The sequence below is a fragment of the Phyllobacterium sp. LjRoot231 genome (genome assembly GCF_964253365.1).
Taxonomy (GTDB): domain Bacteria; phylum Pseudomonadota; class Alphaproteobacteria; order Rhizobiales; family Rhizobiaceae; genus Phyllobacterium.
The window spans coordinates 3,827,434-3,851,650 of record NZ_CAXUQT020000001.1; the positions used below are offsets into that span (position 1 = coordinate 3,827,434).

General features: G+C 56.7%; 23 protein-coding genes and 2 pseudogenes. 11 read left to right on the forward strand and 14 right to left on the reverse strand.

What is annotated here, in order from left to right:
• Window positions 1-83: 83 nt before the first annotated feature.
• Window positions 84-482, reverse strand: a complete 399-nt coding sequence (rpoZ, locus tag ACSQ3H_RS19125) for a DNA-directed RNA polymerase subunit omega (protein ID WP_436118495.1) — start codon at window positions 480-482, stop codon at window positions 84-86.
• A gap of 299 nt (window positions 483-781) precedes the next feature.
• Between rpoZ and ACSQ3H_RS19130 the strand changes: the two genes are divergently transcribed.
• Both ACSQ3H_RS19130 and ACSQ3H_RS19135 read left to right on the forward strand, forming a co-directional pair.
• Window positions 782-1,357, forward strand: a complete 576-nt coding sequence (locus ACSQ3H_RS19130; protein WP_436118496.1) for an NYN domain-containing protein — start codon at window positions 782-784, stop codon at window positions 1,355-1,357.
• Complete coding sequence (locus ACSQ3H_RS19135; RefSeq protein ID WP_436118497.1) at window positions 1,354-2,022, forward strand: uracil-DNA glycosylase; 669 nt, start codon at window positions 1,354-1,356, stop codon at window positions 2,020-2,022. Before ACSQ3H_RS19130 ends, ACSQ3H_RS19135 begins: the two co-directional genes overlap by 4 nt.
• Window positions 2,023-2,025: 3 nt before the next feature.
• Here the strand turns inward: ACSQ3H_RS19135 and smpB are convergent, their stop codons facing one another.
• From smpB to ACSQ3H_RS19150, 3 genes and pseudogenes are all read right to left on the reverse strand, one after another.
• Entirely contained in the window at window positions 2,026-2,514 is a 489-nt protein-coding gene (smpB, locus tag ACSQ3H_RS19140) for an SsrA-binding protein SmpB (RefSeq protein ID WP_436118498.1), read from the reverse strand.
• Between the two features lie 24 nt (window positions 2,515-2,538).
• On the reverse strand, window positions 2,539-3,420 hold the full coding sequence (gene dapA, locus ACSQ3H_RS19145) for a 4-hydroxy-tetrahydrodipicolinate synthase (RefSeq protein WP_436118499.1): 882 nt from the start codon (window positions 3,418-3,420) through the stop codon (window positions 2,539-2,541).
• Between the two features lie 960 nt (window positions 3,421-4,380).
• Window positions 4,381-4,587: pseudogene (locus ACSQ3H_RS19150) on the reverse strand (cupin domain-containing protein); the annotation flags it as partial.
• A gap of 604 nt (window positions 4,588-5,191) precedes the next feature.
• On the opposite strand from ACSQ3H_RS19150, the gene ACSQ3H_RS19155 reads away from it, so the two are divergent.
• From ACSQ3H_RS19155 to ACSQ3H_RS19165, 3 genes are all read left to right on the forward strand, one after another.
• The gene (locus tag ACSQ3H_RS19155; RefSeq protein ID WP_436119498.1) at window positions 5,192-7,216 is read left to right on the forward strand and encodes a lytic transglycosylase domain-containing protein; all 2,025 of its coding nucleotides are present in this window, start codon (window positions 5,192-5,194) and stop codon (window positions 7,214-7,216) included.
• Window positions 7,217-7,453: 237 nt separating this feature from the next.
• The gene (locus tag ACSQ3H_RS19160; protein ID WP_436118500.1) at window positions 7,454-8,335 is read left to right on the forward strand and encodes an alpha/beta fold hydrolase; all 882 of its coding nucleotides are present in this window, start codon (window positions 7,454-7,456) and stop codon (window positions 8,333-8,335) included.
• Between the two features lie 457 nt (window positions 8,336-8,792).
• Window positions 8,793-10,235, forward strand: a complete 1,443-nt coding sequence (locus tag ACSQ3H_RS19165; RefSeq protein WP_436118501.1) for a calcium-binding protein — start codon at window positions 8,793-8,795, stop codon at window positions 10,233-10,235.
• Between the two features lie 109 nt (window positions 10,236-10,344).
• Here ACSQ3H_RS19165 and ACSQ3H_RS19170 read toward each other — a convergent pair whose 3' ends face one another.
• From ACSQ3H_RS19170 to ACSQ3H_RS19185, 4 genes are all read right to left on the reverse strand, one after another.
• Complete coding sequence (locus ACSQ3H_RS19170; protein WP_436118502.1) at window positions 10,345-10,740, reverse strand: type II toxin-antitoxin system HicB family antitoxin; 396 nt, start codon at window positions 10,738-10,740, stop codon at window positions 10,345-10,347.
• A 318-nt stretch (window positions 10,741-11,058) separates the two neighbouring features.
• Window positions 11,059-11,730: a hypothetical protein gene (locus tag ACSQ3H_RS19175; RefSeq protein ID WP_436118503.1), complete on the reverse strand. Its 672-nt coding sequence runs from the start codon at window positions 11,728-11,730 to the stop codon at window positions 11,059-11,061.
• A gap of 138 nt (window positions 11,731-11,868) precedes the next feature.
• On the reverse strand, window positions 11,869-12,528 hold the full coding sequence (locus tag ACSQ3H_RS19180; protein ID WP_436118504.1) for a BON domain-containing protein: 660 nt from the start codon (window positions 12,526-12,528) through the stop codon (window positions 11,869-11,871).
• Between the two features lie 190 nt (window positions 12,529-12,718).
• Window positions 12,719-13,834 carry a porin gene (locus ACSQ3H_RS19185; RefSeq protein WP_436118505.1) on the reverse strand — a complete coding sequence of 372 codons (1,116 nt, stop codon included), beginning with the start codon at window positions 13,832-13,834 and terminating at the stop codon, window positions 12,719-12,721.
• Between the two features lie 401 nt (window positions 13,835-14,235).
• Between ACSQ3H_RS19185 and ACSQ3H_RS19190 the strand changes: the two genes are divergently transcribed.
• The 3 genes from ACSQ3H_RS19190 (at window position 14,236) to ACSQ3H_RS19200 (ending at window position 17,084) form a co-directional block, all read left to right on the forward strand.
• Complete coding sequence (locus tag ACSQ3H_RS19190) at window positions 14,236-14,565, forward strand: DMT family transporter (RefSeq protein WP_436118506.1); 330 nt, start codon at window positions 14,236-14,238, stop codon at window positions 14,563-14,565.
• An 87-nt stretch (window positions 14,566-14,652) separates the two neighbouring features.
• Window positions 14,653-15,801 (forward strand): porin, encoded by a 1,149-nt coding sequence (locus ACSQ3H_RS19195; protein WP_436118507.1) that lies wholly within the window; start codon window positions 14,653-14,655, stop codon window positions 15,799-15,801.
• 350 nt (window positions 15,802-16,151) lie between these two features.
• Window positions 16,152-17,084, forward strand: a complete 933-nt coding sequence (locus tag ACSQ3H_RS19200; protein WP_436118508.1) for a tyrosine-type recombinase/integrase — start codon at window positions 16,152-16,154, stop codon at window positions 17,082-17,084.
• A 50-nt stretch (window positions 17,085-17,134) separates the two neighbouring features.
• On the opposite strand, the gene ACSQ3H_RS19205 is transcribed toward ACSQ3H_RS19200, so the two are convergent.
• Window positions 17,135-18,310 (reverse strand): GAF domain-containing sensor histidine kinase, encoded by a 1,176-nt coding sequence (locus tag ACSQ3H_RS19205; protein ID WP_436118509.1) that lies wholly within the window; start codon window positions 18,308-18,310, stop codon window positions 17,135-17,137.
• A gap of 313 nt (window positions 18,311-18,623) precedes the next feature.
• Between ACSQ3H_RS19205 and ACSQ3H_RS19210 the strand changes: the two genes are divergently transcribed.
• Complete coding sequence (locus tag ACSQ3H_RS19210) at window positions 18,624-18,953, forward strand: hypothetical protein (RefSeq protein ID WP_436118510.1); 330 nt, start codon at window positions 18,624-18,626, stop codon at window positions 18,951-18,953.
• A gap of 17 nt (window positions 18,954-18,970) precedes the next feature.
• Here ACSQ3H_RS19210 and ACSQ3H_RS19215 read toward each other — a convergent pair whose 3' ends face one another.
• Entirely contained in the window at window positions 18,971-19,474 is a 504-nt protein-coding gene (locus tag ACSQ3H_RS19215; RefSeq protein ID WP_436118511.1) for a DUF2380 domain-containing protein, read from the reverse strand.
• 863 nt (window positions 19,475-20,337) lie between these two features.
• On the opposite strand from ACSQ3H_RS19215, the gene ACSQ3H_RS19220 reads away from it, so the two are divergent.
• Entirely contained in the window at window positions 20,338-20,490 is a 153-nt protein-coding gene (locus ACSQ3H_RS19220; protein ID WP_436118512.1) for a hypothetical protein, read from the forward strand.
• A 37-nt stretch (window positions 20,491-20,527) separates the two neighbouring features.
• On the opposite strand, the pseudogene ACSQ3H_RS19225 reads toward ACSQ3H_RS19220, so the two are convergent.
• The 4 genes and pseudogenes from ACSQ3H_RS19225 to ACSQ3H_RS19240 form a co-directional block, all read right to left on the reverse strand.
• Window positions 20,528-20,614 (reverse strand): annotated as a pseudogene (locus ACSQ3H_RS19225) (IS5/IS1182 family transposase); the annotation flags it as partial.
• Between the two features lie 48 nt (window positions 20,615-20,662).
• Window positions 20,663-21,310, reverse strand: coding sequence for a glutathione S-transferase family protein (locus ACSQ3H_RS19230; RefSeq protein ID WP_436118513.1), 648 nt, complete (start codon window positions 21,308-21,310; stop codon window positions 20,663-20,665).
• 307 nt (window positions 21,311-21,617) lie between these two features.
• Window positions 21,618-22,430: a class I SAM-dependent methyltransferase gene (locus ACSQ3H_RS19235; RefSeq protein WP_436118514.1), complete on the reverse strand. Its 813-nt coding sequence runs from the start codon at window positions 22,428-22,430 to the stop codon at window positions 21,618-21,620.
• 165 nt (window positions 22,431-22,595) lie between these two features.
• A complete protein-coding gene (locus tag ACSQ3H_RS19240) occupies window positions 22,596-23,516 on the reverse strand; it encodes an alpha/beta fold hydrolase (protein WP_436118515.1) in 921 nt (306 codons plus the stop codon).
• Between the two features lie 241 nt (window positions 23,517-23,757).
• Here ACSQ3H_RS19240 and ACSQ3H_RS19245 point away from each other — a divergent pair, with 241 nt between their 5' ends.
• Complete coding sequence (locus ACSQ3H_RS19245) at window positions 23,758-24,216, forward strand: (2Fe-2S)-binding protein (RefSeq protein WP_436118516.1); 459 nt, start codon at window positions 23,758-23,760, stop codon at window positions 24,214-24,216.
• Window position 24,217: the final 1 nt, after the last annotated feature.

Consider the following 24,217-nt stretch of genomic DNA (forward strand, 5'->3'; position numbering starts at 1 on the left):
TTACCAAGACGCAAAAATAATGCGCCGCAGAGACTGCGACGCATCAAAAGAGATTTGATGTAGAGACGTTTTAAACGGGTCTCTTAGTAGTCGTCGCTCTTCTCGGGGGCTACCAGCCCTTCGATACCGGCAAGCAATTCCTCTTCCGACATGGAATCGAAGGAAACATTGTCATCGGCATCGGCCTCGACGGCCTCGATCGCATCGCTGTCGGCAGTCACTTGCGGCACGGCGACGGCTTCCGGCTCGTCAACTTCCACATGCTTTTGCAGCGAATGGATCAGATCTTCCTTCAGATCGCCGGGAGAAAGCGTTTCTTCGGCGATTTCGCGCAGAGCAACCACCGGATTCTTATCGTTATCGCGATCGATGGTGATCGCTGCACCTTGCGAAATCAGGCGCGCGCGGTGACTGGCCAGCAGAACCAGCTCAAAACGGTTCTCAACCTTGTCAACGCAATCTTCAACAGTGACGCGGGCCATAAACTGCCCCTTTCATTTTTAACTGAATTAGCGGATTAATGGGGACATAACGTGCTTGCGCGCAAAAAACAAGTAAAAGCGCTTGCACATTCGCGGTAGTTGAAACGATTATGGTGTGGGACCTCACCAATAGTTGAGCACTTATGTCCAAAAACATATACAAATCTTCAATGAAGGTCTTGGCTTTTGGCGCAACCCGACGTACTTAATATCCAACTTTCGTATAAGGTCAGATCGGGCTTTGTTATTCTCCAGCTGATTTGAAATTGAAGCTCAGATTTTTGAAATGGAACGTTATTATGTTTGATCCCCGCGAAAAAATCGTCCTGTTTATCGATGGTGCCAATCTCTACGCAGCGTCGAAGGTACTCGGATTTGATATAGATTACCGCAAACTTCTCGCGGCTTTCCAGAAACGCGGCTACCTGTTGCGCGCCTATTATTATACTGCTCTGGTCGAAGATCAGGAGTATTCTTCAATTCGGCCGCTGATCGATTGGCTCGACTACAATGGCTACAAGGTCGTGACCAAACCTGCGAAAGAGTTCACGGATTCTGCTGGCCGCCGCAAGATCAAGGGCAATATGGATATCGAACTTGCTGTCGATGCCATGCAACTCACTGAGACGGTTGATCATTTTGTGATCTTCTCCGGCGACGGCGATTTCCGCTCACTGGTTGAGGCGCTGCAGCGCAAGGGCCGCAAGGTCAGCGTCGTTTCGACGCTGTCGACGCAGCCGCCAATGATTTCCGACGAATTGCGCCGCCAGGCCGATCACTTCATCGATCTGACATCGCTTCGGGCCGAGATCGGGCGCGAGCCGTCCGAACGGGCGCCGCGTCCGCGGGTCGAAGAAGAACAGGTCGATTATTGATCGCAACGGGTTTGAGCGTCGAACCTTCTCCCGATTGCCCGATATGTGTCCGCCTGCATGATTTCATCGCCGAATGGCGGGTGAAGGAGCCGGGCTGGCACAATGCGCCTGTACCGACCTTCCTGCCCGTCAATGGCGTCCAATCGGTCAGATTGCTGATCGTCGGCCTCGCGCCGGGCCTGCGCGGTGCCAACCGTACCGGACGGCCTTTCACCGGCGACTACGCCGGCGATCTTCTCTATAACACATTGAATGAATTTGGTTTTTCGCGTGGCACTTTTGCCGCGAGGCCGGATGACGGGCTTGAGCTCATCGATACGGCCATCACCAATGCGGTTCGCTGCGTTCCGCCGGAAAACAAGCCGGTTGGCGGCGAAATCAGCAATTGCCGGCGGTTTTTGACCCCGACCATCGAGCAATTCACCAATTTGCGCGCCATTGTCACGCTCGGCACCATTTCGCATCAATCGACGATCCGGGCGTTCGCGCAGCCGGTGGCGAAGTTTCCCTTCAGCCATGGCGGGCAATCGGATATCGGCAATGTCCGGATCTTTTCGAGCTATCATTGCTCGCGCTACAACACCAACACCGGCCGGTTGACAACGGAGATGTTCAAGGGCGTATTTGCTGAGGTTCGGCGCTATCTTGATGATATCACAGGGTAATTTTTAGCCGCGCTCTTTCATCAGGCGTGATTTCTCGCGGTTCCAGTCGCGCTCTTTTTCCGTCTGGCGCTTGTCGTGCAGCTTCTTGCCGCGCGCGACGGCGATCTCGAGCTTGGCCCTGCCCTGGTCGTTGAAGTAGAGTTTCAGCGGCACGACCGTCATGCCCTCGCGATCGACAGACTGCGCCAGCCGCGACATTTCCCGCTTGCTTATCAATAGCTTACGGTGGCGGCGCGGCTCGTGATTGAAGCGGTTGGCCTGCAGATATTCCGGAATATAGGAGTTGATCAGCCAGAACTCGCCGTTCTCGAAACTGGCATAGCTCTCGGCGATATTCGACTGGTTGCGGCGCAGCGACTTGACCTCGGTACCAGCCAAAACGATGCCAGCCTCCAGCGTGTCGAGAATCTCGAAATTGAAGCGCGCTTTACGGTTTTCCGCAATGATTTTGCGAACCGTGATGGGTTTTGCGGCAGTTTTTGGCTTGTTCATGCAATTTATATGGGATTCCGAACCTTAATTGACCAGACCGGCATGCCGCATCGCCTGATCGATACGATCGGCGGTATGAGCCTCGACCTGCACCATCGGCGAACGCAACGCGTTCTGCATCTTGCCAAGCTTGGCGAGCGCATATTTTGGCCCGGACGGGTTGGGCTCGAGGAACAGAGCTTTGTGCAGTGGCATCAATTTATCCTGCAATTCCAATGCCTTGTTGTAATTTCCGCTGAGCGTTGCCGCCTGAAATTCCGCACAAAGACGCGGCGCGACATTCGAGGTTACCGAGATGCAGCCATGGCCGCCATGGGCGTTGAAGCCCAGCGCCGTCGCATCCTCGCCGGAGAGCTGGATGAAATCCTTGCCGCAGGTGATGCGCTGTTCGGAGACGCGCTCGATCTTGCCGGTCGCATCCTTGACGCCCGCTATGTTCTTGAAATCATTGGCAAGCTGGCCCATCGTCTCCGGCGTCATGTCGATAATAGACCGCCCCGGAATATTATAGATGATGATCGGCAGCGACACGGCTTCGGCAATCGCGGCGTAATGGGCGTAGAGCCCGCGCTGGCTCGGCTTGTTGTAATAGGGCGTGACGACGAGAATGGCGTCCGCACCAGCCTTTTCAGAAAACTCAGCCAATTCAATGGCTTCGCGCGTATTGTTGGAGCCGGCACCAGCGATCACCGGCACTTTTCCTTGAGCTTCCTCGATGCAAACCTCGACCACGCGCTTGTGTTCGGCATGGGAAAGCGTCGGCGATTCGCCGGTGGTGCCGACCGGGACCAAGCCATTGGTCCCTTCCGCAATCTGCCAGGAAACGAAGCCACGAAAGGCTTTCTCATCGAACGCGCCATCCTGATCGAAGGGCGTGACGAGAGCGGTGATTGAGCCTTTCAGCATGGGAAACTCCAGAATAACAGCAATTATCCCCAAGCCGTCGTCAATGAACGCATGGGTCATGAGGTGGCGCACCATAGTCGCGCGGGCTTTGGGTTACAAGTTCCTTTTGGTGATGGAAATCATCAACTTGAGACAACTAAATTTCCCGCCCAGGTTGAAATTCTTGCGCCAGAATCGAGGTTTCTTGCATGAGAATCAGGAATGTTTGTGTGAGAATCGCAAGTTCTTGAATATTTCATGCGCCGAAATCCGTCCCTGACCTCAAAAAATCGGGCAAAATGCCTGCGAAAACCGGTTTCGCAGCCGACGTTAATAGAACGATCGTTCAATTAAATTTTCATTCATATGAGTTGTAAAATCGCATTTTGGCACAACTTGCCGTACCTATGGAATTGAAAGAGACGCGTTGTATCAAATTTTGACCCAAGCAATGCGATTTTTGCAGAAGTATAGATCTCGCGTCATCCATGTATAAATTTTGGCGGTCAAGCGAGGGCGCGGGCGGTGGATAAGTCCGGACTTATCCATTTTTTTGCGAGTTGGGAATCAGCGAGAAGTGCACTCCTTACCCTCCCCCAACGTGGGGAGGGTCGGACCGCAGGTCCGGGGTGGGGGAGTGCCCGATTGCATGTATTTTTCGGCATTGCAGAAAATCGTGTCTGCCCCACCCTACCGGGACGAGCCACGGGTCTCGTCCGCCTTCGGCCCCGGACAAGGGGGAGAATCGGCATCGTTTTGCCCCCCACCCCGCCGCTTCGCAGCGACCCTCCCCACGTTGGGGGAGGGTAAGAGACGGCATCGGCTGTTTGCGTCCCACCTCTCCGAATTCATAGGGGGCTTCCTTCTCCGTCATCCCAAAGCACCCACCTCTCCGTCATCCACGGTCCTCGGGTTAAACCCGAGGGGAGAGAATGACGGAAATTGACAACTTTTCCCAATCCGCCCGACTGCACCAGCTTGCTAACCCGGCACCAGTGCATCCAGTTCCGGCAGCAGTACGACACTCTCCTGCTCGTTCGGGTCGGTGCGGGCGATGATCGCGGTGCACGGCGTGCTGCTGAGATTGGCCGGCAAATGCGGAACGCCGGCCGGGATGTAGAACAACTCGCCGGCATGCACCACGGCATGCTCCTGCAGCCGGTCGCCGTACCAGGTGTGCGCCTCAGCCGTTGTGAAAATGCTGGTAGTGCCATGGTTCATTCCCTCCCGTTAAACATCACGGGGCAGCCACCATGCGGAGGCCTTCAACCCCCGCAATACATCCAATATACTATGTCTTGCAAGAGGAATAGGCAATAATAATTAATTAATTTCTTGATGTATTACTTCGAATATGAAATGAGTTATCAAACAAGACTTCTAAAAAATAAATGATTACTATGCCTTGATTGCAAATTTTGCGTTGATCACAAAGTATTAATTTATGCCGCTTTGAGTTCTATTGGTATGCTGACCCATGACAAGTACTGTGAGATCAAGGGTAAGAAACGTTAAAGGAACTCCCTATAAGGCGCGCTGGAAACCCGCGACGGCGAAAAACGAGGGTGGCGGGGGCATCTGTTCAAATTCGAAAGTCTGGGCTAACCTTTCGTTAAGACTGCTTTCATACGTCCGCCATTATTATCGGGTTTTCTTCCATCCGGATCAGGGGCACCTCACGATCCGCTTCAAATAACCGGTAGTCTGAATGCTGAGAACTTCTGTTTTGCGTCATGTTCTTCTTGGCCTCGCGCTCGCGTCGACGGCGTCGGCTTCGCACGCCCAAAATCCCATGCCCCAGGCTTCGATCCCTATCCCCGGCCTCAAACCTTTTGCCTCGACGCAGACGCGCGTCAGCCCGGCCATCCAGGCGGCGATGCATCCGGATCCGGTGACGACGGCAGGCATCACCCAGCCCTCGAAGCCTTCCGCGATCGCCGGGAGCCTGAAGAGCGGGCTCGACGCGCTGTCGTCCGGCGATGTGCGGCGGGCGCTCGGCATCCGCAACGGCTTGCCGTCGCAGGCGCTCGACCGGCATATATTGACCTGGGCGATCGGCCTTTCCAATGCGCCGGGCATACCGAGTTCGGAGATTGCGCAGGCCGCGGCCGAACTGCCGGGCTGGCCGGGCATGGCGACCTTCCGCAACAATTCCGAGCGGGCGCTTTTCAAGGAAAACCCTGCGCCATCGGTGGTCATCAATGCGTTTGGCAATACGGCGCCGCAGACGACCGAAGGCGTGGTGATCCTCGCCCGGGCCTACGTGGCCAGCGGGAACCAGCGTGCCGCGCGAACGATCCTCGGACCGTTCTGGCGGAGACAAAAGCTGGATGACGGCCAGGAAGCCATGATCCTCAAGGAGTTTTCCGGGGTGATTGCCCGCGAGGATCACCTGACGCGCATGCTGACGATGCTCTATGAAGGCAAGGTCAAATCGGCCGGGCGTGTCGCCAAGCTTGCCGGCGCGACATCGCTGTATCAGGCTTTTGCCGCCGTGCTGCAGAAGGCGCCGGATGCGGGCAAGAAGCTGGCGCAGGTGGATGGTTCGTGGGCGCAGAACGCCGCCTATATCTTTGCCAAGGCGCAATATTTGCGGCGGCAGGAGAAGTTCAAGGAAGCGGCGGATGTGATGGCCACGGCGCCGCGCGATGCGGCCTCACTGGTCGATCCGGATGCGTGGTGGACCGAGCGGCGGGTGCTGTCGCGCGAATTGCTGGACATTGGTGATGCCAAGCGCGCCTACCGCGTTGCGGCGATGCACAGCGCCGAAACGCCGAGCGTGGCGGCGGATGCGGAGTTTCACGCGGGCTGGGTGGCGCTGCGGGCGCTGAACGACCCGAACACCGCGCAGAAGCATTTTGCGCGCATCGCCGAGATTTCGTCGAAGCCGATGTCGGCGTCGCGTGCCTATTACTGGCTTGGCCGCGCGGCGGAGGCAGGCAGCGCGGGCAGCGCAAAGGATTATTACGCGCGGGCTTCGCGCTATGGCACGACGTTCTACGGCCAGCTTTCGGCCGCAAAGCTTGGCCAGTCCGGCCTGCAGCTGCCCTACCCGCGCCCGAGCGACGCGGACCGTACGCGCTTTGCACAACGCGAAGCTGTGCAGGCGATCCAGCGGCTCGAGGATACAGGTTACGATTCACGCGCGGCGATGCTTTATACGAGCCTGGCGCAGGAACTCGACAGTCCCGGCGAACTGGCGCTGCTGGCGGTGATGGCCGAGCGCAAGAACAACCATTATGTGGCGCTGCGCGTCGGCAAGGCTGCGGCACAGCGCGGCATCGACGTCGGTGCGCTGTCGCATCCGATTGGCGCTATTCCCGGCAACGCCAATATTTCCGGCTCCGGCACGGCCCTCGCCTACGCCATCGCCAGGCAGGAGAGCGAATTCAACCCGGCGGCCGTATCGAGCGCCGGGGCGCGCGGCCTGTTGCAGCTCTTGCCGGGAACGGCCAAGGGCGTCGCCACCCGCGCCGGCATGAGTTATTCGAAGGATCGCCTGACCACGGACGCCGCGTATAATGCGACGCTCGGCGCGAAATTCCTCGGCGAGCAGATCTCGAAGTTCGATGGTTCGTATGTGCTTACCTTTGCCGGCTACAATGCCGGACCGACCCGCGCCAATGAGTGGGTTGTGAAATATGGCGACCCGCGCGGCAAGCCGGTCGATGAGGTGGTCGACTGGATCGAGCGCATTCCCTATACCGAAACGCGCAATTACGTGCAGCGGGTGATGGAAAACTACGAGGTATATAAGGCGCGGCTTACCGGCAAGGCGCAGATCGAAAGCGACCTGATGGCCGGACGGCGGGGCTGATCGCTTGGCCAAAACAGCTTCACGTGTTGATTGGAGGCCCCCCCACCCCGTCGCTTCGCTCCGACCCTCCCCACAAGGGGGAGGGTGAAGAAGCGGCACCCTTGTCGTTTATCCGGGAATCGCCCTGAATTGGCGCAGTTCCCCTTCACCCTCCCCCTTGTGGGGAGGGTCGGAGCGAAGCGACGGGGTGGGGGTGCTCCAAGCAGACGGTTCAAACAAAATGGGAACAACGCGAGAATGGTCCGTGAGATCACCTTTGATGCGCCGGACGGGTTGAAGCTTTACGCGCGGGTGTACGAGCCCGCGCGAGAGGTGGATAGCCTGCCGCTGGTCTGCCTGCCCGGCCTGACGCGCAACGCCAGAGACTTTCACGAACTGGCCGAGGCGCTGGCCCAACATGCGGAAACGCCGCGCCGGGTGATCAGCTTCGATTATCGCGGGCGCGGGCTGTCGGCCTACGATCCGGACTTCGCGCATTATAATATCGGCACCGAGGCGGGCGACGTAATCGCCGGGCTCGGGGTGCTCGGGATCGATCGCGGGGTGTTTCTTGGGACGTCGCGCGGCGGGCTGATCATCCATATCCTCGCTGCCATTGCGCCGCAATTTTTGGCTGGTGTGATCCTCAATGATATCGGTCCGGAGATCGCACCGGCGGGATTGCTGCAGATCAGCCAGTATCTGAACGGTCCACGTCACCCGAAGAATTGGGCGGATGCTGTGGAGGTACAGCGGGCCGTGCATGGCGCTGCGTTTCCGGCGCTGAGGGATGCGGACTGGGAGCGCTTCGCCCATGCGATTTACCGCGAGATCGATGGGGTCATCAGCCCGGACCACGACCCGAACCTGATAAAGACGCTGCAAGGCATCGACTTCACTAAAGAATTGCCAGATCTTTGGGCGCAGTTCGATCTGCTGGCCGAACTGCCGCTGCTGGTCATCCGCGGCGAAAATACACCGCTACTGGCACCGGAAACAGTCGAGGAAATGACGCGCCGGCACCCGGCGCTGCAGCTGATCAACGTGGCGGGTCAAGGCCACGCACCGCTGCTGGAAACCGGGCGCCTGCCGGAGCTGATCGCAGCGTTTGTCGCCGGGGTGGATTTGCGGGCGGTTTAGAGCGTGACATGCCGCAGCCCACCCTCCCACCTGTGGGGAGGGTCGCTGCGAAGCAGCGGGGTGGGGCATTTCTTTGCTCCACTCAGGTTAGACAAAAGACCCCTCCCCGGACCTTCGGTCCGGCTTCCGGGGCAAGCCACCGGTCTTGCCCGCCTGTGGCCCCCACAGGTGGGAGGGTAGGCTGCGGCCAACCTCACTTCCATTGAGCTTTGTTATCGCGATCTTGTGGAGGATGGATATGCAAACAATTGTTTTCAATGAGTTATCTATTTTACTATTACGTAATAATGATAATTCTTTATGATTTAACATGGATATAAGATACACATTTTAATTCTGTCTTCAAGACTACTTTATTTAATAGTAATTTTGGAGTATTGTTCAGTTCCTGGTTGCTGGGTAACAGGCCCAGGGGAGGGAATCCGGCTCATGCGGCCTTTTAAGGGAGCGCATGATCATGACGTTTATTGTCGATCTACTTAATCTGTTGAAAATCCACATCGATGGGCCGGAAGGGCATGTGCTCGAAGGCGACGCACTGGTTAATGTGCTTGTTGGCACAGGCGGCGACGACTATGTCGAGGGTAAGGGATTGGCCGATATCCTCTCCGGGGGTGCTGGCAATGACACACTCAGTTATCTCTCGTCACCCTCCGGCGTCACGATTGATCTTACCCCCGGGTTCTTCGGTTTTGTGACGCAAGCCAGCGGCGGTGACGCCAATGGCGATATCATCACCGCGGATTTCGAAAACCTGATTGGCTCCTATTATGATGATACGCTGAAGGGCACGGGCGGCGCCAACACCATCGCAGGACTTGCCGGCAATGACAGCCTGTACGGGAAGGACGGCGACGATATTCTCATTGGCGGTGCCGGGGCGGATCATATGGATGGCGGCAATGGGTACGACATTGTCGATTATTCATCGAGCACCGCGGCGATCAGTCTGGTGGCCGACGCGCAGGATAACTGGACCGGCGCCGGCGGCGATGCGCAAGGCGATACATTCTCGAACATAGAGAAAATCATCGGCTCGCATTTTGATGATATTATTGACGATTCGCTGGCGACGAAGGCGCATTTCTACGATGGCGGCGGCGGCAATGACACGGAGATCGGCGGCAGCGGCGACGACGAATTCGTCGTTGAACATGGCGTCAATCATTTCTCCGGCGGTGCTGGTCACAACAAATTCGACTTCTATGATGCCACATTTGCCGGTGACTCAACCGATCCCGCACACCCCACCGATCACGGTGAGCTCGCGAGCGATGGTGGAATGGACATCGACTTTAGTTCGTTGACGAGCGGAGTCGAGATAACGCTATCTGAAGAGACGAATATGCCATTCATGTCGTCAGGAGATAACGGTACCGGACACTTTACTACCTTGGCCGCTTCCACTATCTCGAGATTGTATCGTTCCACCGTCACTCTCTTGCCCGACGGCACCGTTTTCGGTAGTTCTCGCGACGATACAATCACACCACTCCTAGTCGACGCCCGCATTTTGGTTACTGGTAGTTCTCACGATGATACGATCACACTGACCGGCGGCGCAGTCCGGGAAACTCTGTGGGGCGGCAGTGGCGGTGACACCTTTGTCTTCACTGCGGCCTCCGCCAGTCCGGCCGGTGCGGATTCGACCCTCGACCGTATCGAGGATTTCACCCATGGCGAGGACAAGATCAATCTGTCCGCTATCGCCAGGATCATCTCCTTCACCCCTGATGGTTTCACGGGCGTGGCCGGTCAGGTGCACGTCGTCGCATCGGACACGCCCGGCTATGTCAAGGTGGAACTGGACAGTGACGGCAACAGCGCTGCTGATCTTGCCGTGCTGGTGCATGAGCAGAATTCGGTCGCCTGGTCAGCGTCGGACTTCGGGCTGCTGTGAAGCTAAACCGGGAGAGGTAATGTGGAAAGGTGCCATGTTACCCTCCCGGCATGGCTTGGATTGCAACGTTTGTCGCGGGGTGGATCCAAGGGCGGTTTGGTAGCGCAAATCATTGCGCCTCGATTTTTTCACGTGCAGCGCTCGCCACGAAAGCCGAACGTGCCACTCCACGGAGCGCCGCGGCCTCATCGATAGCCTCCAGCAGTCCCGCATCCATCGTAAGATTGGCGCGCACCGTTCGCCCACTATCCAAAGCGAGAGGAACAATGACCGTTGTTTCGCCCGCTTCAACTTCACCCGAGGCAAGAATAGCCGAAAGTGGCGAGGGTAGCGGCACTTCAAAGCCACCGCCGCGCTTATGTGCCATTACATCGCGCAAGGCGATGATAACATCGGCAATAGCTTCGTCTGGCGTCGATCCTCCCCCGACACATCCGGGAACATCCGGAATGCGAACACCCCATACATCATCAGCGCCATCAAGGATTCCGACATAGTAGGTCATTTTATTGGGTTCCTTTCAGTCGTGGCGCAGGGCGGTTTAGAGCGCGAACCGTGGTGTTTTTATTAGGTAGCAATGCGGCTGTGCGTGGGTTCGACAAGCTCACCATGAGGGAGGTTGAGTTTTGCAGAGATAATCCTGAGGTGTTGAGGAGATGAGTTTTGTAAGGAACTCAGAGCGCCAATATCCCGATTATTTTGCAATCAACACCCTCCCTCATGGTGAGCTTCTTCATCGTGAGCTTGTCGAACGACGAACCACGCATAGCAGCATTGCCATGCACGTTTAGGGAATCCCCTCTTGACAGGGAGAGACAAGCGCTCAGCCGCTTTTGCCCGTTCTTGCTGGCTTCGGTGCGGCTTTTTTCAGCGCTGCCTTCGCGGGCTTTGCCTTCACCACCGGCTTGACCAAACCCGCCGCCTGCTTGATCCAGTCCTCGCGATGGGCGCGGCCGGGAAAGCCGATTTCCTCGCTGACCCAAGCGGCTTCGTCGGTAGTCCAGCCGGAGATCTGGTCGTAGTGGAAAATACCGAGCGCGAAGAGTTTTGATTCAATCACGGCGCCAATACCGTTGATGGCAGTGAGTTTGTCCGGCTTGCCGCGGCGTGCAGTCTTGAGCAGCGCCGGACGGTTCTTGTCATCCTGCCTGGGGCTGCGCACGAGTTTCGCCTCGGTCTTCGCCGGCGCCTTCTTCGGTGCGGCTGTCTTGCGCGCTGATCTTGTGCTGCGATCCGATATTGCAGGGTCTGGCGCGGGAACCGGTTCCGCCGGCGGAATCATCGCGGCCACTTCCTTGGCGGATTGCTTCACATCGTCGTTCGCAGCTGTTCCAAGCAGCGACAGCGATGCCAGCCGCGCATCGGCCGCGCGTGTCGAGCTCTCAGAAACAGAATCTCTTTTTGCCGAGAACCTTTTGGAAAGATTGCCTAAAATTGCCCCGAGAACAAAAGCGGCGGCAATGAGAAACAGCGACGACAAAATGAACATGACCATGATTCGTTATCCCACCTCGATTCATGCGGCACCCAAAGTTCAAGTCTGGGTCGACCAGCCGACATAGAAACCGACAAGAACAGCAATCAGGAGAAAGAGCCAGAGCTGGCTGATCAAATACCACATGCCTTTGTCCTCCTAGTTGCTGCTGGCGTTGGCCGGAACTTCCAATTTCACCTCGCCCGGCTTGCCATTGCCAGGAAGGGTCGAACGCAAAGCGGCGTTCAGGGTATCATAGTCGGTGGAATTGGCGGCGGTACCCCTGATATTATAAGTTTCGCCTGAGATTTCCACCTCGCCATTGGTCAGTTGCGCCGCTTGCGCCAGCGCGAAATCGACAAGGTCGAAAAAACCCTGCGGCGCGCCGCGCGCTACGGCCATTTCATCGAGAATTTCGATGCCCGGCATGGCATTTTCCGCAGCGGCGAGGATCTTGGCGCGGGCATCGCCATAGGGAACATTGCCCGAAAGCAGGATACCTTCATCGGACTTGGTGACCACGAAGGAAAATGGGTCGGCCAGCGGCAACAACGTCGCCTGATTATCGACGGCGCGGACGCCTCTCGTCTCGTTGGCAATTTTCAGCGCTGCAGCGAGAGCTTCCTCGGATGGTGCAATTCCCTTGAGGACCAGATCACGGCCATCGATCTCGGCGCTTGCCCATGGATTGGCGGTTTCAAGCGCATTGTTGGCCGTCTCGGTGAGCTCACGGTCGATCGGATCTGTCAAAAACCACACGGCCAAAGTCGTCAGCAGCGCAATGGTGATTACGCCTGGCCAGAACCAGCTTTTGATCATGTGCATATATTCAATACTTTCTCGTCTCACCCGTAAACCATGTCTGCCCACTATTTATGGCCATTTCAACACAGTGGTGTGTCCACATGTCATAAACATTGTGCAGAAAGCTTTCCGCACGGGATTTCGGACAAAAGAAAACCCGGCAGCTTGCGCTGCCGGGTCCAAATCAACCAATCCTCAAGAAGGATTAGAAGTTGCGCTGGAAGCGGATCATGCCACCGAATGCATCGTCGTTGCCGCCGTTATCAATGGAGGCAGCTTCACGTGCACCGTCGAACTTGGTGTAGTTGATTTCCGGCGTGATCGTGAAGCCAGGAACCAGTTCGTAAGCTACGTTAAGAGCAAAAGCGTAGGTGCCTTCGTCTTCCCAAGCAGCCTGCGCGTTGATGGTTGCCTTGTCGGTAACCTTGGCTGACAGACCGCCCCAAGCAGCCCAATCGCCTTCCCAGGTACCGAACCAGTTACGGTCGTTCTGATCAACTGCGCCCGTGACCGGATCGAAGTTGTTGTCATAACCGGACTGATAACCGCCCATGATGAATGCGGAGAACATTTCGTTGAACTTTACGTCCAAACGCAGCTTTGCAGCAACTTCTTCAACGTTGGAGTCATAGCCGACAACGCCGGAAACCGAGCCCCAGCCCTGTTCGAACTTCGCACCAGCGAGAACGTGAGGCATGTAGTCTTCGATGACGTAGTTGCCGCCGAGGCCGGTAACATCGTCCGAACCCTGTTCAGCACCGATCATAGCGGAGAAACCGTTGCCGCCAGTGAAGGTGTAGCTGACCTGGTTGCTCTCGCCCGACTGGTAGTTGATCACGTCGTCGTTGATGACGTTGCCAGCATAACCGGTCCAGGAACCGAAGAGTTCGTCAGCAGTACCGATGCGGAAACCACCGAGTTCGATCCAGGCCTGTGGCAGCGAACCGCCGTCATCAACACCGTTGGTGTACTGGAAACGGCCCTGGATGTACGAACGCAGGGTGCCGAGTTCGGTTTCCGAACGAGCGTCGAAACGAATTTCTGCACGAGTACGCTTGTACCAGGTTTCGTTGTCCTTGGCGCCTACGTTGGTGCCGTCATAAACGTCGTCACCGCCCTTGGCATCATAACGGACATAGCCGCCGATCTTCAGGCAGGTTTCGGTCCCCGGAATGTAGAAGAAGCCAGCGCCGTAAGCGTCGCAAACGCGAACGTATTCGACGGGCTCTGGTTCAGCGACGACGACTGCATCTGCAGCGCGTGCCCCTGATACTGCAACCAGGGCTGCAGCGGAGCCGATGAGTAGGCTCTTGATGTTCATTTCTGACCTCCAGTCAAAGTTAAAAATGGGTCTGGGCATTCCAATTTGGCTGAAGGACAACCTGTCCCCATCCCCTAAGTCCAAGAAGAAATGCGATGAACGCCCTTCCTCTCGACAGACCATACTCGCCAGCGCCGGGGTTTCAACCACGAATGTCCCCATCGGCACCTTGTAAGGGCTCTATGCCAGAGCGCTGTTGCACAAAAGCCACGAAATCGCCTCGGGTCCTGCAATATCTTTACTACTCCTTAATATTGGTAACCCGGTTTTTAATAAAATCCCGTCGGCCATGGCGGTATTGGAACTGCAATTCCGCGTAGAATCGGCCATTACACGCATGTTTCAAGCCGACCGCTGAATCGAATCAACGATTTCCCGCTCTCCCTGAATGGTGATTTGACATGACTTATCTCTACCTCCTTGTCGCCATAGTCTGCGAAGTGGTGGCGACCTCCGCCCTCAAACAGGCCGATGGATTCACCAGGCTGTGGCCCTCGCTGGTTTGCATTGCCGGCTATGGAGCAGCATTCTACCTGCTGTCGATTCCGATCAGGACGATCCCCGTCGGCGTTGTCTATGCCATCTGGTCGGGCGCCGGGATTGTGCTGATCGCCGCTGTCGGCTGGTTCTGGTTCAAGCAATCGCTGGATATTGCCGCGATTCTCGGTCTGAGCCTGATCATTGCCGGCGTTCTCGTCGTCAATCTCTTCTCCAGCACGGTCGGGCATTAGCCAAAACCCCAGCATCTACAGGCCGGCTGCTCGTCCAGCCGATGGTTTTCCGGAAGCCTCCACTCGAATCTTGACTGGAGGTCAGAAATGAACATCAAGAGCCTACTTCTCGGCTCCGCTGCAGCCCTCGTTGCAGTAACCGGCGCCCGCGCTGCAGACGCAGTCGTTGTCGCCGAACCCGAACCTGTCGAATACGTGAAAGTGTGCGACGCATATGGTTCAGGTTTCTTTTATATTCCTGGAACCGAGACCTGCCTGAAGATCAGCGGCTATGTGCGTGCCGACATTCAAGGCGGCGATAATGTCTATTCCGGTGCAGAACGCGACACTTATGATTGGCGTGCACGTGCCCTTCTCCGCTTCGACGCCCGTTCGGAAACCGAGCTCGGAACGTTGCGCTCCTATGCCGAGCTTCGTTACAACTTCAAAAACGGTGCTGATGCCGAGACAGTTGACCTGAACCAGGCAACTATTGAGCTTGGTGGCTTCCGCGTTGGTGCGGCTGACTCGCAGTTTACATCCTGGACCGATTATCTCGGCGATATCATCAACGACGACGTGATCGCCGAAGGCAATTATGTAACCAATCAGATCAGCTACACGTTTACTGGCGGTAACGGTTTTTCGGCATTCGTTGGTCTTGAGCAGGGCAGCGGTTCCAGTGACGTGCTATTTATCCAGGATGCAGCTACCGGTGTAGTTACTACGGTCTCTGTCGATAACAAGATTGATGACTATACGCCCCATATCGTAGCCGGTGTTAAGTTCGAGCAGGGTTGGGGCTCTATTGCAGCCGTTGCCGGTTACGATTCAGTCGTAGAAGAATTTGCCGGTAAAGTTCGCGTGGATGTGAAATTCAACGAGACGGTTTCAGCTTGGGTAATGGGCGGTTATCAGTCTGGTTGGGACGAGGCTTCCGGTACTACTACAGCTGGCGACGCTTTCTACATACACACCCACAACAATTACGGCACCTGGAATGGTGATTATGCTTTCTGGGGCGGCATTGCAGCCAAGGTTACCGATAAGGCAACCATCAACGCTCAGGTTGGCTATGAAGCTGACGGCACGATTTCTACTGCCTTGAACGTTGGATACGAACTGGTTCCTGGTTTCAAAATCACACCAGAAATCAACTACACTTCGTTTAGTGGCGGTCGCGGAGACGTGGTTGAGGCACAGGGCGGCAACAGTGACGCGTTCGGCGGCATCCTTCGCTTCCAGCGCAACTTCTGATCATTTGATTAGCTGACATTAATTTACCAACGCCGGGGTTTTCCGGCGTTGGCTTTCCTCCTTAACCATATTCAACAATCAATTTTCAGCGTTCGCACAGTGGCGCACAGACATTTACGAGAGAGGAGTTTCTAACCGGTCGCGGACCGAGGAGATGGTGAGATGTCTGTAGAGCAACCTATGGGGTTGGACATTGATGGAGCCGTTTATGGTTCCATCAAACGGAAGTCTATTAGCCTAAAGAGGCACAGGTTCCTGGATTGCGCTTTTCGGAAAGACGGGTACAACTCGTCGCATATTGTCCTGAATATTATTCCGATGTTTGTTTTATCGATTAGAGCGCAATCACTATGACGATCTCTCCAGCGGGCATGCCCCCTCCTCCGGGAGAATCAATCTTTCCGGTCCGGTTCCAGTACGATCTCAGTTACGCCTCGGCGGATCATGGGATCAAACGACTGGTCAAGGAGCATTCCCTCAACAATTTGACGGCGCAATATATCAGCATTCTCTGGGACGAAGGTTCGCACAAGACCAATGTCCGGTCCTTTCTTGGAGAAATCGGGGAAATATTGAGCGGCGAGCGTTTCAGCGTGTTCACGCAGGTAATGCTCGATTCTGTGATCGGCACGCTACGCGAGCGCGGCAATAGCAATGCAACCATCAATCGAAAGATGGCTGCCTTGAGCAAGCTGCTGCGGAAGGCGTGCAAGATGGGTGACATTTATAATTTGCCGGAGTTCCGCCGCCAGAAAGAGCGGCAGGGGCGTATCCGCTTCCTCGAGGCGGAAGAAGAACAGCGGCTTTTTTCGGCGATCCGTGCGCGCTGCGAAGACAGCTACAGATTGAGCGTGTTTCTGGTGGATACCGGCTGCCGGCTTGGCGAAGCGATCGGCCTCAACTGGAACGACCTGCAGGACTCGAGGTCCACCTTCTGGCTGACGAAGTCCGGCCGCAGCCGCACGGTTCCTTTGACCGCTCGCGTGAAGGAGGTCATCCAGATTCCGCACGGCCGGTTGAAGGGCCCTTTCGCCATGCACACACAGGTGCGTTTTCGTGCGATCTGGAACGAAGCCAAGGCAGAAGTCGGCCTCGGATCGGACGATCAGGTGGTTCCGCATATTCTGCGCCACACCTGCGCCTCGCGGCTGGTACGCGGCGGTATCGACATCCGGCGCGTACAGATCTGGCTCGGCCACCAGACCCTGTCGATGACGATGCGCTATGCCCACCTCGCGACCAACGATCTAGACAGCTGCGTGGCTGTGCTCGAGCGAAATTGATCCGAATTTACGGAAGGGTTTCAAGCCGATACGGGAACCCAAGCGATCTGTCAGACCAGCGGCATGCGGAAGGTGAACCGCGTTTCTTCAGGGGTCGAGGAAACCTGCAGGGTGCCACCATGCGCCCGCGCAATCTCCGAGGCGATGTAGAGCCCAAGCCCCAGTCCCTGCTGACCGGGGCGCGCTTCGCGGCGGAAGAACGGCAGGAACAATTGCCCTGTCGCTTCGGGCGGAATCGGTTCGCCGGTGTTGGACACCCACAACTCAAAGGCGCCGCCATCGATGGATGCGTTGACGCGAATGGGACCATTCTCCGAACCGTGCATCAGGGCATTGCCGAGGAGGTTCGACAAGAGCTGGCCAATCCTGACCCGGTCGCATTTCACCGGATCTGCGAAATCGAGATGCGCCTCGACGACGTGACCGGTTCGCACGGAAGTCAATTCATCGATGACCTGGATCAGTGTCGGCTTCAAGGGTTGCGCGTCATCGACTTCCGGCACCACGCCTCCGCCGAGCCGGGCGCGCGCCAGATCGAGCACATTGTCGATCAGACCCGACATGCGCACTGCGCTGCCGCGGATCAGTTTGACAATGTGCGTCGCCTTCTCGTCCAACGGCGAGCGAAGCAGCATGCGCGTGCCGGAATCGATCGACGCCACCGGATTGCGCAGATCATGGCCGAGCACGGCGACGAATTGTTCGCGAAATTCGGAAATCTTGCGCTCATCGATGAGCGCCTCTTCCGTCTTCGCCAGGCGCTCATTCGCATGCAGATGAAAGGCGATCAATTCGGCAAACAGTTTGAACATGCCGATCGTCTCGGGATTGTTGAGGCGTGCGGGCCGTGGATCGATGGCACAGAGTGTGCCAAAAAACGAACCATCCGGAAGAACGATAGGCATGGAAATATAGCTTTGGAAGCCATAGATCGCCGGCGTGTGATGCGCGGAATAGACTGCGTCCTTCGCGACTTCATCGATGATCACCGCTTCGCCGCTGTCGCGTATTTCCTCGCAGATCGTGGTCTTGACCGCCAGCTCGCCGCCGGGCTTGAGGCCGAAACTGATCCCGTCGAGAACCTGGCAGGCGATCCAGCGATCTTCGGTCACACGCGCTACAGCGGCAAAGCCCATGCCTGTCGTGCGGCAAACGACATCGAGGATCGTCGGCACGGCTTCAATCCGGCCGATCGCATCGATGTCGGCCTGAAAGTCGTTGGTCATCGAGGCTTCCGATATTGCAGTCTCGTCCAATATAGAGCCTCCGGAGAATAACGCCATGATATGTATCAACCCGAGGCATATCCGGTCCTGCGCGCAAGCAGCAGTGATATTTGCGTGTGCGTCAGGTCGGACCTGTAGCAAAGTACTTCCAGGAGACGCAGCGGCATTGTCCAAGAAAAACAGCGCCGATAGCAGCTCTTTTCTGATTTAGTCACATATAATACATCTGCATTACAGATATCTAATCTTGACGATGAATTGACGTCCCGTCGCTCGTCTGCAAGGATTCAAACCGGCACATCGGAGGCCATGCATGGCACAATGGTTGGATATACTTCGCGAGAAAAACGATCTGGCGGGGCAGCTAAGTGAAAAGATACCGAGGTTTCTCGCCTACGAAGCCCTGACGCTGGATCAGGCAACGCGGCTGCACATCTTCCTGGAGAACCACGCGGAGGAAATGCGACGGCTGGCCGAGGAAATCGGCGCGGTCGATCTTGTCGATGCGCTGCATGAAGCTGCCGCTGCGCTCGACAGGATATTCTCGGACCTCGCCGCCGCCGCCGCGTTGAAGGTAGCCGAACTCAGGCAGAAAGAGGCGCGCGCCAATATCCCGCCCGGTCCGAAACTTGTCTATAACTAGAGCCGGGCCGAAAGTCTTCATCCGCCGAATTCGCAGCGACTGACGATCTGACCTGCCGAAAACTTTGCGGCGCGGCGCCAGGACTCGTCCGTGTCACCGCGATAGGTAATCAATTCCCCACAAACAGCCCGCTGGTCGTCGACACCGAGTACGGAATATTCGACCCAGCCAATCAGCGTGCTCGTCTTCTTGACGACACCGATGACGACGAACCGCGCACCCGCCTGCTTGGCCTGTTGTGCCAATTGTTCGAAGCCGGGGTCTGTGGCCGTGCACTGCGCGGCCTCACAAGGAAGCTTTATGAGTTCGAGCTTGCCGCTGGCGGCCAGCTGCTGGCGCAGAAAATCCGACAGCGCTTTCAGCCTTCGATCGTGCGTCTCGCTTTGATCCTTGGCTTCGCCGGACGTGTCGAGAAAATCAAAATTCGCCACAGCAACTGCGATCCCGGGTTCGGCAGGCGCCGGCGAAACGGTCAATACGACCCCGAGCGCCGCCGCCACAAATGAGGCATGCAGATTCATTTTCGTCATCCTTTCGGGGCGCCCAGATGGCCAAACCCGCAACACGATGAAATGTTCCCGGGAGCGGCCAGGAACAAGAATAGTTAAAATTGTAATGATTTCCAACCGGAGGCTGCACCTGGTGCTTAAATTCGGGTCTCTCTTGACATCCAGCGTTCACATTGAACTGATAGGGCACGGCTCAACGTCACGAGGGCATTCATGCACGAAGATGAAGAAGACGACAACATCATGCACTACACCACGCCAATGTGGTGCCATTTGCTCGTCTTCGGCTTTGCGGTCTCGATCGCCGTAGCCATCTGCCAAATCTGCTCGTAAGGTTCAACTGGCATAGGCGTGCCGGTAGGTAACGAGGCCCGACTCTCAAACCCAGGGGGACAAGGCCGAGCCGAGCCTCGATGCCTTTGAAGGCATGGCTGAAACTGTGAAGTTTTTAGCTCGCTCTAGCGATGTGTGTGCTGCTTCTGGAAGGCCAGGATCAGGATAATGACGACGGCGAGCAAAATAGAAAGATCACGCATAACCGTAACCTCCAAATGCGAATGGACCGCGCGTCGAACCCGCGCAGGCCACTTTGTATGATGGTCATTCCTGGCCAGTTCATCTTGAATCCAGCCAGCAACGAGCCTCCTTGCAGAGACGTTCGAAGATTAGCCGGAAACATATATGAAATCGATTGGACGTTTGGGCCGGAAATATCAAAATCTTATAAATGACCAGCGGTTTGGCCGGCGAAATGGCAATTTGAAAAGCCAGGTCTGTCACCGCGCCCAACTAACTAATTTTAGCGAGGCGACGGTTTATTGAGGGAAATAGGCTGTTTCCGCACAATACCCGAAAACGAATCGGGGACCAGTGATATGCGGAATCGCGACATTGAACCTTTGGAACTGCGGGACTTCCTGATCATGGCCGTTTTGCTGGCGGCCGTCTTGTTTGTGTTGTGGGGAACAGTCCTGACCATAGCAACCACACGGCATAATTTCGAGGTTTCGCCGGTCGTTGCACGGTAAGCCACCGGGCACCGATTGTGCCTCGAAATGCGGCCATCTAGGTCGTAGACTCATAAGCGCGCAGCCACAGCCGGATTGAGGCGAGTTGGACCATAGCGAGGAAGTTGGCCGCGAGCTTGTCGTGCATGCTGACTTCAAACGTGCTGTCGGCTCGGCTTTATGAGCTAATGTTTCAGCTGGTTGATGGGGCGTTGATCGCAAATTGCGCGGCGAAAGCCCGGATATAAGCGGGCCGAGCTTCCCCGCGAGCTACATAGGCAGCCAAGTTTTGATATTCGTCCAAAATGCCTGACATTCTTAGTCGCAGCAGTACTGATACCATCAATAAATCGCCCGCGCTGAACGCATCATCGAGCCAGTCGGCGACGCCTAAGTGAGCCGAGAGTTTGTCCAGCCGAGCGCGAACACGGTCCTTTACCAACGGCAAGCGCTCCTCGCTCCAAGACTTGTCACCTTCGAATATTTTTGCCGTCGTTAATTCGAGGATGGGCGGCTCGACGGTGTTAAGTGCGGCAAACATCCACGTGATCGCGCGGGCGCGATCATCGCGATCCTTCGGCAGCAGGCCCGCATGCTGCTCAGCAAGATGAAAGACGATCGAGCCGGTCTCGAACAGCGAGAGAGAACCTTCCTCATAGGTGGGGATCTGGCCGAAGGGATGGATGGCCAGATGGTCAGGCGCCTTCATCTCTGCGAAGGAAACAAGACGAACCTCATAAGGCTGACCCACTTCTTCGAGCGCCCAGCGAACGCGCGTATCGCGCGCCAGTCCCTTGCCGCCATCGGGCGATCGTTCAAATGCTGTGATAGTGATTGTCATCGCATCCGTTTCCTTGCTTGGGCGAATTTCTTCGGCTTCCTATCGTGAACGACGAATGAGCCTCCCGGAAATCGACATCGGTCTTGAACTATTTTCATTGCTGGGCGCAGATCGCGAATGCCCGCGTCCGATCAAAGGTCGTGATAGCGCGGTGGCCAATTCCGCAAGGCCGCGCGTAGGGGCTGCCTTGTTCCGTTGTCCGCTTTTGCGAGCTTGCGCCCTGAAAGCAGACCGAGGGCCTTCCACCAATTTCGGTCAATCCTGATTTATGGGTTCACGTCCTAGTGCGACGGTCGCCCGCCCCCTGTTACCGGACAGCGGTAACGACATGTGCCCTGATCCCGCCTTCAATGACACCGTTCCCGAATTGCTGTGCCAAGGCTTCCGCCGCGCGCTCTGTTGCGGCCTCCAGACCAGACGGTGACCGGGCCTCGATTTCGTTTCTGAGCGGTGTTCCCTGGCAAAAGGCGGTCGCGACATCGCGGGCTGAATTGGCACGGCTTGTCTGGTCCACAGTTTCGATCGCAATCGACCGGAAGCCAGCGGCCGCCAGTTCGTCACGGATCACTTCCAGATCCCAATAGCCGTACGGTGTTCTTGCCAGAAAACGAGGCGGATCGTCCGGAAACAACCCTTCCAGCGCCGTTGTCACCGCTTGGGAAAAGTCATTCGTCGCAAGTTTGTCCCAGACATTGAAAAGGTAGTGTCCTCCCGGCTTCAGGACTCGGTGGGCTTCCTTATAACCCTGGACCTTGTCCGGAAAGAACATCACGCCGAACTGGCAGGCCACGACGTCGAACATTTGCGGCTCGAAGGGAAGTGCGAGCGCATCCGCCTGCTGCCAGACGATTCGACCGTCTTCGCCCTGTCTCGACTTCGCAAGTTCAAGCATCGGCTGATTGAGGTCTGACGCCACAATCTGCGTTTCCGCATCCAGCCGAGATGCCATGGCGCGCGTCAGGACACCGGTCCCGGCTGCGATCTCCAGAATGTTTCGGGGCTTGAGCCCGGCAACGCGCCCGGCAAGATCGCGCGCATATGGTTCAAAGATCAGCGGGACCATCAACCGGTCATAAATATCCGGGATTGGACCCGCAAACACCTTGTCTGTCGCTGTCATGCGCTTGTCCCCCGTCAAAACGCAGGCGATGTGTAATACCACGCCGCTTGCCATCATACGCCTTTGGAAGGTTATGCGGAAGCGCAGTCCAGGCAGAGGTACCGGCCAAAAATTGGCCGGACAGCGACTACGATCACTGCCCGGCCAAGTGCCACGAACCTTGCCTTAGTTAGCGGCGTTCACAACATCGTCCCAGGTCTTGACCTTGTCCTGCCCGTCCAAAAACGGCATGACGGTGTCGCCCAGCTCCGGCGCGAAGAAAATGTCGTAGTGCGTGCGGTTCGGGATGATGGCGAGACGGTTCTGCGACATGGTCTCCCGCATCCAGCCAGCGTCCCTGAGGCCACCGCCGAGCATCTGATAGAACTTTATCTCATGTTCGGGCCGGTACATGTCGCTGTCGGCAAATACCAGCATCACCGGCATTTTCAGCTTGGCGACGTCGGCGGAATAATCGTAGGGCTTGCGCATGAAATCGCCCATTGCGCCGATGAGCCGGGGGAAGTCCTCGGGCTTGGGAGCGACAGCCATGTAGCCTTTGTACATGGGTGTGTCCTTCATCATTTCCGCCATGCCCGGGTTCATCATCGCCTGCATCTTGATCATTTCCGGATAGAACCCGTCCTGGGCATAGCCTGCCGAAACCAGCGCAAGACGATCGACGACCTCCGGGTGCTGGACGGCCAGCCGGAACGCCACACCGCCGCCGAACGAATAACCAAGGACGTCGGCCTTGTCGTAACCGAGCGACTTCAGGATTGTCGCCATGTCATCGCCCATCGCTTCAAGGCTCATCGGACGGTTGCCAAGCTCCGTGCGGCCATGGCCCTGCAGGTCGACGGCGATAACCTGCCGCCCCTTGACGAGGCGAGGCATGATCGGCTGGAACATGCTGGTGGAGCCAAGCCCCCCATGCAGCAGAAGCAACGGCTTGCCCGCCCCCTCCCCGTGGATTTCATAGTAATAGTTGACGCCACCGGCTTCCACGTACCCGCTTTTCGTTGGGTTCGTTGTAGCGGCGTGCGCTGTTGTCGTCAGAGTCAATGCAACTGCTGCGAGTGCAAAAAGGCCTGATAGAATTTTCATGTTCGTCTCCTCGGAACTTTGGAACTTATGTGAGCCAATGCAGTTAAGACGAACAACAGCCAGAGCACCCGACAGCCCTCCGAAAATTATTTCGAGCTGGCAAGGTACGTCCTCCTGATAGCAGAAACGTGTCTTGACCATGGGCCGGACGGCTACCATGTTCGGCTCAGCCTGGACACGTCAGGACAGACCAACTCAAGCCAGCACGCCCCACGTGCACAGCCAGATGCGGGACACGAACATGATCACCTTCAAACTCAATGGACAAGAACGGACTTTCGACGGGGATCCGGACACCCCCTTGCTCTGGGTCATCCGCGACTTCGAGAAGCTCACCGGCACGAAATATGGTTGCGGCATTGCCCAGTGCGGCGCCTGCACGGTCCACATGGACGGCACGACGCGCCGCAGCTGCATCACGCCGATTTCAACTGTCGACGGCTCGGAGATTGTGACAATCGAAGGCATCGAAGGCAAGGAAGCCGACGCCATCCACAAAGCCTGGGTTGCGATCGACGTGCCGCAATGCGGGTACTGTCAATCCGGACAGATCATGTCCGCGGTGGCGCTTCTCCAAACGACGCCGAAGCCCACCGATGATGATATCGACGGCGCCATGGCAGGCAATATCTGTCGATGCGCCACCTATCACCGTATCCGGCAGGCCATACACAACGCCGCCGACACGATGGAGGGCTGAG